The organism is Streptomyces sp. NPDC056347, from assembly GCF_042262625.1.
GTDB lineage: Bacteria > Actinomycetota > Actinomycetes > Streptomycetales > Streptomycetaceae > Streptomyces.
Window position 1 is genome coordinate 1 of record NZ_JBHJQP010000283.1, and the last position, 5,812, is coordinate 5,812.

General features: G+C 75.4%; 6 protein-coding genes. 2 read left to right on the forward strand and 4 right to left on the reverse strand.

The genetic code is table 11. The annotated features are described in order from the left end of the window. Positions 1-30 precede the first annotated feature (30 nt). The 3 genes from ACFCV8_RS35180 to ACFCV8_RS35190 all read right to left on the reverse strand — a co-directional run bounded on the left by ACFCV8_RS35180 (position 31) and on the right by ACFCV8_RS35190 (position 2,943). Positions 31-1,320 carry an MDR family MFS transporter gene (locus ACFCV8_RS35180; RefSeq protein WP_376689593.1) on the reverse strand — a complete coding sequence of 430 codons (1,290 nt, stop codon included), beginning with the start codon at positions 1,318-1,320 and terminating at the stop codon, positions 31-33. Beyond that, a complete protein-coding gene (locus ACFCV8_RS35185; protein WP_376689595.1) occupies positions 1,317-2,429 on the reverse strand; it encodes a PLP-dependent cysteine synthase family protein in 1,113 nt (370 codons plus the stop codon). The genes ACFCV8_RS35180 and ACFCV8_RS35185 overlap by 4 nt, the downstream gene beginning before the upstream one ends. A gap of 139 nt (positions 2,430-2,568) precedes the next feature. Next, positions 2,569-2,943, reverse strand: a complete 375-nt coding sequence (locus ACFCV8_RS35190) for a hypothetical protein (RefSeq protein WP_376689597.1) — start codon at positions 2,941-2,943, stop codon at positions 2,569-2,571. A 288-nt stretch (positions 2,944-3,231) separates the two neighbouring features. Between ACFCV8_RS35190 and ACFCV8_RS35195 the strand changes: the two genes are divergently transcribed. Together ACFCV8_RS35195 and lysA are read left to right on the forward strand one after the other, a co-directional pair. Then, positions 3,232-3,609: an SAV_915 family protein gene (locus tag ACFCV8_RS35195; RefSeq protein ID WP_376689599.1), complete on the forward strand. Its 378-nt coding sequence runs from the start codon at positions 3,232-3,234 to the stop codon at positions 3,607-3,609. Positions 3,610-3,626: 17 nt separating this feature from the next. After that, complete coding sequence (lysA, locus tag ACFCV8_RS35200) at positions 3,627-4,961, forward strand: diaminopimelate decarboxylase (RefSeq protein WP_376689600.1); 1,335 nt, start codon at positions 3,627-3,629, stop codon at positions 4,959-4,961. Between the two features lie 17 nt (positions 4,962-4,978). On the opposite strand, the gene ACFCV8_RS35205 is transcribed toward lysA, so the two are convergent. After that, positions 4,979-5,731, reverse strand: coding sequence for a DUF4118 domain-containing protein (locus tag ACFCV8_RS35205; RefSeq protein WP_376689601.1), 753 nt, complete (start codon positions 5,729-5,731; stop codon positions 4,979-4,981). Positions 5,732-5,812: the final 81 nt, after the last annotated feature.

Genomic DNA, 5,812 nt, shown 5'->3' on the forward strand with positions numbered 1-5,812 from the left:
GAGCCGGCCGGGTCCGGGCAGCCCCCGGGCTCAGGCCGCCGCGGGTTCCCCGGCCGGTGCGCCGGCCGGGGCGAGGCGCAGATGCCCGGTGCGGTGCAGCCCCGCCAGCGCGCCCGCGCACGCCACGCCGAGCGCGAAGAGCGCGGCCCAGGGCAGCCAGGGCACGTGGGCGCGGGCGGCCAGGTCGAACAGGGCCCCCACCCCCAGGTTCCCGGCGGCGACCGCGACCCCGGCCACCGTGCTGTACGCGCCGTAGTAGGTGGCCACCAGCCGCTCCCCGGAGAGCCGGACCAGGGTGTCCATCTCGAACGGGTACAGCAGCGCGGAACCCGTCGCCAGCAGCGCCGCGCACACCACCAGACCCATCAGCCCGAGCGCGGCCGGCCACCCGCCCGCCCCCTGGTGCGGGCCGGGCAGCAGCGCCAGGAAAGCGGCACCCATGACGGCCAGGCCGAGCGCGATGGCCCGCGCCGGGTCGAACCGCTTCCTCGCCCAGTCGGTCAGCCGGAGCTGGCCGACGACCGCGACCAGGGCGGAGACCGCGAAGACCACCCCCATCGCGGCACCGTTCCCGTCACCCAGCACGGTCCGGGCCTGGAGCGGCAGGGCGAGATACGTCTGGAAGGCCAGCAGATACGAACCGGCCATCGCGGCGGAGAACAGGACGAACGGCCGGTTGCCCACGACCGTCCGCCAGTCCGTGGCGACGCCCCGCCAGCCGCCCGCACGCTCCGGATCCGGCGCCGGACGCCGCGCGGGAAGCGCCCGCGCCTGTACGACGGCCAGCACCCCGAACACCGTCGCGGACGCGGCGCACACCACCCGGAAGTCGAGGGCGAGCAGGGCGAGACCGGCGAGCGGGCCGAGCAGGATGCCCGCCTGGTAGAAGACGTTGAAGGCGGCGAACGCCTCCACCCGGCGCTCTTTGGCGCCCTCGGCGATACAGGCCCGGACCGCGGGGTTGAACAGGGCACCGGCCAGCCCCGTGGCGGCGGAGGCGACGATCAGCGCGGGCAGGTTCCCGGCGAAGGCCAGCAGCACGAACGCCCCGGTCCGCAGCGCGCAGCCCGCCAGGATCATGGGCTTGTAGCCGATCCGGTCGGCCAGCGTCCCGCCGAGCCAGAACATCCCCTGCTGGGAGAGGTTGCGTACGCCCAGTACGAGACCGACCGCCCAGGCCGCCAGCCCCAGGCCGTGCGCGAGGTGATCGGCGAGGTAGGGCATCAGCATGTAGAAGCCCAGGTTGATGCCGAACTGGTTGACCATCAGCAGCTGGATGCCGGGCTCGAAGGAGCGCACCCGCTCGCGCAGCCCCCTCATCGCGCACCCGCCCCGACGACGGGCGCGGCGGTGACGGGCGCCGGGCCGGTGACCGTGCGGCAGCGCGTCCAGGAGGTGACCGCGCGCTCGGCCGGATCGGTGATCTCGTCCGGCTCCCGCGGCGGCGGCGCCGAAGGAGCCGCGAGCCCCTGCCCCCGGCACCAGGCATCGTTGTAGACGGTGTCGAGATAGCGGTGCGGGCCGTCCGGGAAGATCGCGGCGATCCGGGTGCCGACCGGACGGGTGCGGGCCGCCCAGCCCGCGACCAGTGCGACCGCGCCGACGCTCCAGCCGCCCGAGGCGTACGCGTGGCGGGCCAGCGACCGGCAGGAGCGGACGGCCTCGCCCGGGGCCACCCAGTGGACCTCGGAGAAGGCGGAGTGGGCGACGTTGCCGGGGTGGATGCTGGAGCCCAGCCCCCGCATCAGACGCGGACCGGCCGGCTGTCCGAAGATCGTCGAACTGACGGAGTCCACCCCGATCAGTGCCAGCTCGGGGAACGTACGGCGCAGCGCGGCAGAGATTCCCGCGGAGTGGCCGCCGGTCCCGACGGAGGCGACCAGTACGTCGATCCGGCCCAGCTGGGCGACGAGCTCGGCGGCCAGCGGGGCGTACGCCGCCACATTGTCCGGGTTGTTGTACTGGTCGGGGCACCACGCACCGGGCGTCGCGGCGAGCAGCTCGGCCACCCGTTCCCGCCGGGCCTGCTGCCAGCCGCCCGTCGGATGCGCGGCGGTGACGGTCTCGATCCGGGCGCCGTGGGCGGTCAGGGCCCGCCGGATGCCCGGTTCGAGACCGGGATCGGTGACGACGGTGACCGGGTGGCCCAGGACGATGCCGGCCAGCGCCAGCCCCAGTCCCAGGGTGCCGCTGGAGGACTCCACGACGGGGGCGCCGGGCGCCAGCTCCCCGCGCTCGCGGGCACGGGCCACCATGTGCAGGCCGGGGCGGTCCTTGATGCCGCCGGGGTTGGCGCCCTCGAGCTTGGCCCAGAAACCGCGTCCGGCATCGGCGAAGGGCTCACCGATCCACAGCACCGGGGTGCGGCCCACCAGATCGGAGGGCCCCCGGGCGGACGTGGGGGCAGGGGCGTACGGGAACATGTTCATGCGGGTGTCACGGCTCCTCGCCCCGGGCCGGAAACGGCCGTCGGGGCATCGGGGTATCGGGGGCCGGAGCACCGCGGCCCGCGACCGGTCCGGCAGGCATCGAAGCGGCGGGAGAGGCCGGGCAGCGGCACGGGTCCTGTCAGGTCCGTGCCACACAGAGCGCCGTGAGGACGCACCGCCCGCCGACGAGCCCGTGATCCGGCGCCCGGGCCGTACCGCACCCCGGCCGAACGGCCGCGGGGAACCAGGCCCGGAACTGCACCACGAGTGCCCCGCCCGGCACCGGGGCGGACGGCGCGTCGGTACGCAACCAGTCCGCCGCGTGATCGGACTCCGGGCAGCACGGCCCGGGATCGGAGGACGACGCCGCGAGCGGACCGGCGCCGGGAGGGACGGAGGGGGCCGGGACGGCCGCGCCCGCGTACATCGGGACGTGGTGCGCGCCGAGGGCCGAGGCATGGCTGTGCACACAGCCCAGCAGATGGAACGCCACCCAGACCAGCGCGAGAAGCACGCCGCCGCCACGCACCCGGCGATGGGCCGGGGGGAGAGGCGCGGCACCGATCACTGACTCAACGTACCCGCGCGAACACATGAAGTCACGTTCACGGTTTGCCATGCGCGGTCACCGCCCACGCGGGAGCGGACGGTGACCGTTCGTCAAATGCGCGTCAAGAGGGGTGCGTACGAGGTCAAGGGCCCGCTAACGGGCGGGCCGGGCGGTGCGCGGGCGGCCTAGCGTCGTACCGTGCCCCGGCCGTCGGCGGTCCGGGGCGATGTGCCCGTCCCCACGAGGAGTGCCATGAACGACCACCTCTGCGCCGAGGACCCCGACCCCCTTCGGCCCGGCCGGACCCGGACGCTGTTCGTCCCGGTCCGGCCAGGACCGGCGGGCTGCTGCGCCCGCCTCTTCCGCACACCGCTGGGGGAGCGGACCGCCGTCGCCTTCACCGGTGAACGGCAACTGGTCCGGGCCCTCGGCGGGCGGCAGCACTGGATCCGGCTCTCCGAACCGGCGGTGCGCGCCCTGGCCGCGCCGCTCGGCGTCACCGCACTCGTCATCGACCCGCTGCTCGCCGTCCCCGGCCCCGCCGCGCTTCCCGGGCGGCCCGTCCGGTGCACGATGCGGGGACCACGACCGGCCGGAGCACCGCCGCTGTCCGCCACGTCCACCGCCTGACCGGCCGAGGGAGCACCATGACCACAGCAGTCCCGCCCAGCCCGGCCGCCGCCCGCACGGACCTGTCCGTCTGGCCCGCCTCGGCGCGGCCCGCCCCCGACGGCGACGTCGCGGTGGGCGGCGTACCGCTCGCCAAGGCGGCCGAGCGCTTCGGCACCCCCCTCTACCTCCTCGACGAGCACGAGGTCCGCGAGCGCTGCCGCACCTACCTGCGCTCCTTCCCGGACACCGACGTCCTCTACGCGGCCAAGGCCTTCCTCTGCCACGCCCTCCTGCACTGGGTACGGGAGGAGGGCCTCGGCCTCGACGTCTGCTCCGCGGGCGAGCTGGAGTACGCCGTCGCCGCCGGCTTCCCGTCCGACCGCATCGTGCTGCACGGCAACGCCAAGAGCCCGCAGGACCTGGAGGCCGCACTGCGGCTCGGTGTCGGCCGGGTCGTCATCGACAGCGCCTGGGAGATCGCCCGGATCGCCGCGCCCGTGCCGGCGGGCACCCGTCAGAAGGTCCTGGTCCGGGTCGTTCCGGGGGTCAGCGCGGGAGGCCACGCGGCGATCCGCACCGGTACGGACGACCAGAAGTTCGGGCTGTCGGTCGCCGACGGCGGCGCGGAGCACGCCGTCGCCCGGATCCTCGACCAGCCCAGGCTGGAACTCGTCGGACTGCACTGCCACATCGGCTCGCAGATCACCGAGCCCGGCCCGTACGTCACCGCACTGCGCACGGTCGTCGCGCTGCTCGCCCGCATCCGCGACCGGCACGGCACCGTCCTGCCGGAGCTGGACCTCGGCGGCGGGCACGCGGTCGCCCACCGGCCGGGCGAGACCGCGCTCGACATCCCCGCCCTCGGCGCCCGCGTCCGTCGGGAACTGGCCGCGAGCTGCGCCGGGGCCGGGCTCCCCGTGCCCCGGCTCGCCGTCGAACCCGGCCGGGCGCTGGTCGGGCCCGCGGGTGTGGCGCTCTACCGGGTGCTCGCGGTCAAACGGACCGGCGCGCGGGTCTTCGTGGCCGTGGACGGCGGGATGAGCGACAACCCCAGGCCCGCACTGTACGGGGCGCGCTACGCACCCCGGCTCGTCGGCCGACGGACCACGGCCGCGCCCCGTACGGCGACCGTCGTCGGACGGCACTGCGAGGCGGGCGACGTACTCGCCGCCGATGTGGCCCTGCCCGGCGACGTACGCCCCGGGGATCTGATCGCCGTACCGGTCGCGGGCGCCTATCACCTCTCCATGGCGTCCAGCTACAACGCGGTGGGCCGCCCGCCGGTGGTCGCCGTCGCGGACGGCCGCGCCCGGCTGCTGGTCCGCCGGGAGTCCCTCGCCGACATCAGGAGCCGCGACGTCGGGCTGTGAGCCGCCCGCCCCGCTCGTCAGCCGTGCCCCTTCGTGCCGATCGTCGCCATCGCCTCGCCGGCCTGGTCGGCCAGGGTCACCGCCACCAGGCGCGCCTGGAGCGGGGCGGGCCCGGAGCCGGGTTCCGGCGTGAGCATGAACCTGCCGTAGTAGTGCCCGTTGCCGGTCGCCCGCAGCTCGATCTCCTCCGGCGGCCAGCCCTTGCGCTCCAGGTCCCAGACCCGTCGGCCCACGACCACGTCGCCGTCCTGCTCCAGCCGCGGCGGATGGCCCAGCAGCGTGCCGTACTCGAACCGGCAGCTCCGCAGACCGAGCAGCCGGGTCAGTTCCCCGCGTACATGGTCGACCACCGCGTCGGGGGAGGTCGTCGACCGCGCCAGCTGCGCGGTGTCGTGGAGCGCGGTCAGATGGCCCGCGTCGGTGATGGCCACCACGCGCAGCCGCCGGACCCGGGCCGCGAGCTGCGAGACGACCAGGCCGACCACCAGCAGCAGTACGGCCGTCTGGAGGTCGTCGCGACCGGTGATGGTGAACCGCTGGTAAGGCGGGGCGAGGAAGAAGTCGAACCAGACGGCGGCCGACAGCGCGGCGAGCGCACCGGCCGCCCGGTTGCCGAGCGCGGCGACGGCCACGACCACCACGACGAGCACCAGCGCCGCGTTCGCGCTGGTGAGATCGGTGCGGAACGGCACCAGCAGCGCGGCGACGGCCGGCGGACAGACCAGGGCAGCGGCCACGGCCACACTGTCCCGCAGGGAGAAACCGGACATGCCTGCCTCCTGGGTCCGTCTTCCACGATGCTCCTCGGGCGGCCGAAGCGGTACCGGAAGCGCCCGTGGGGGCGCCGGGAC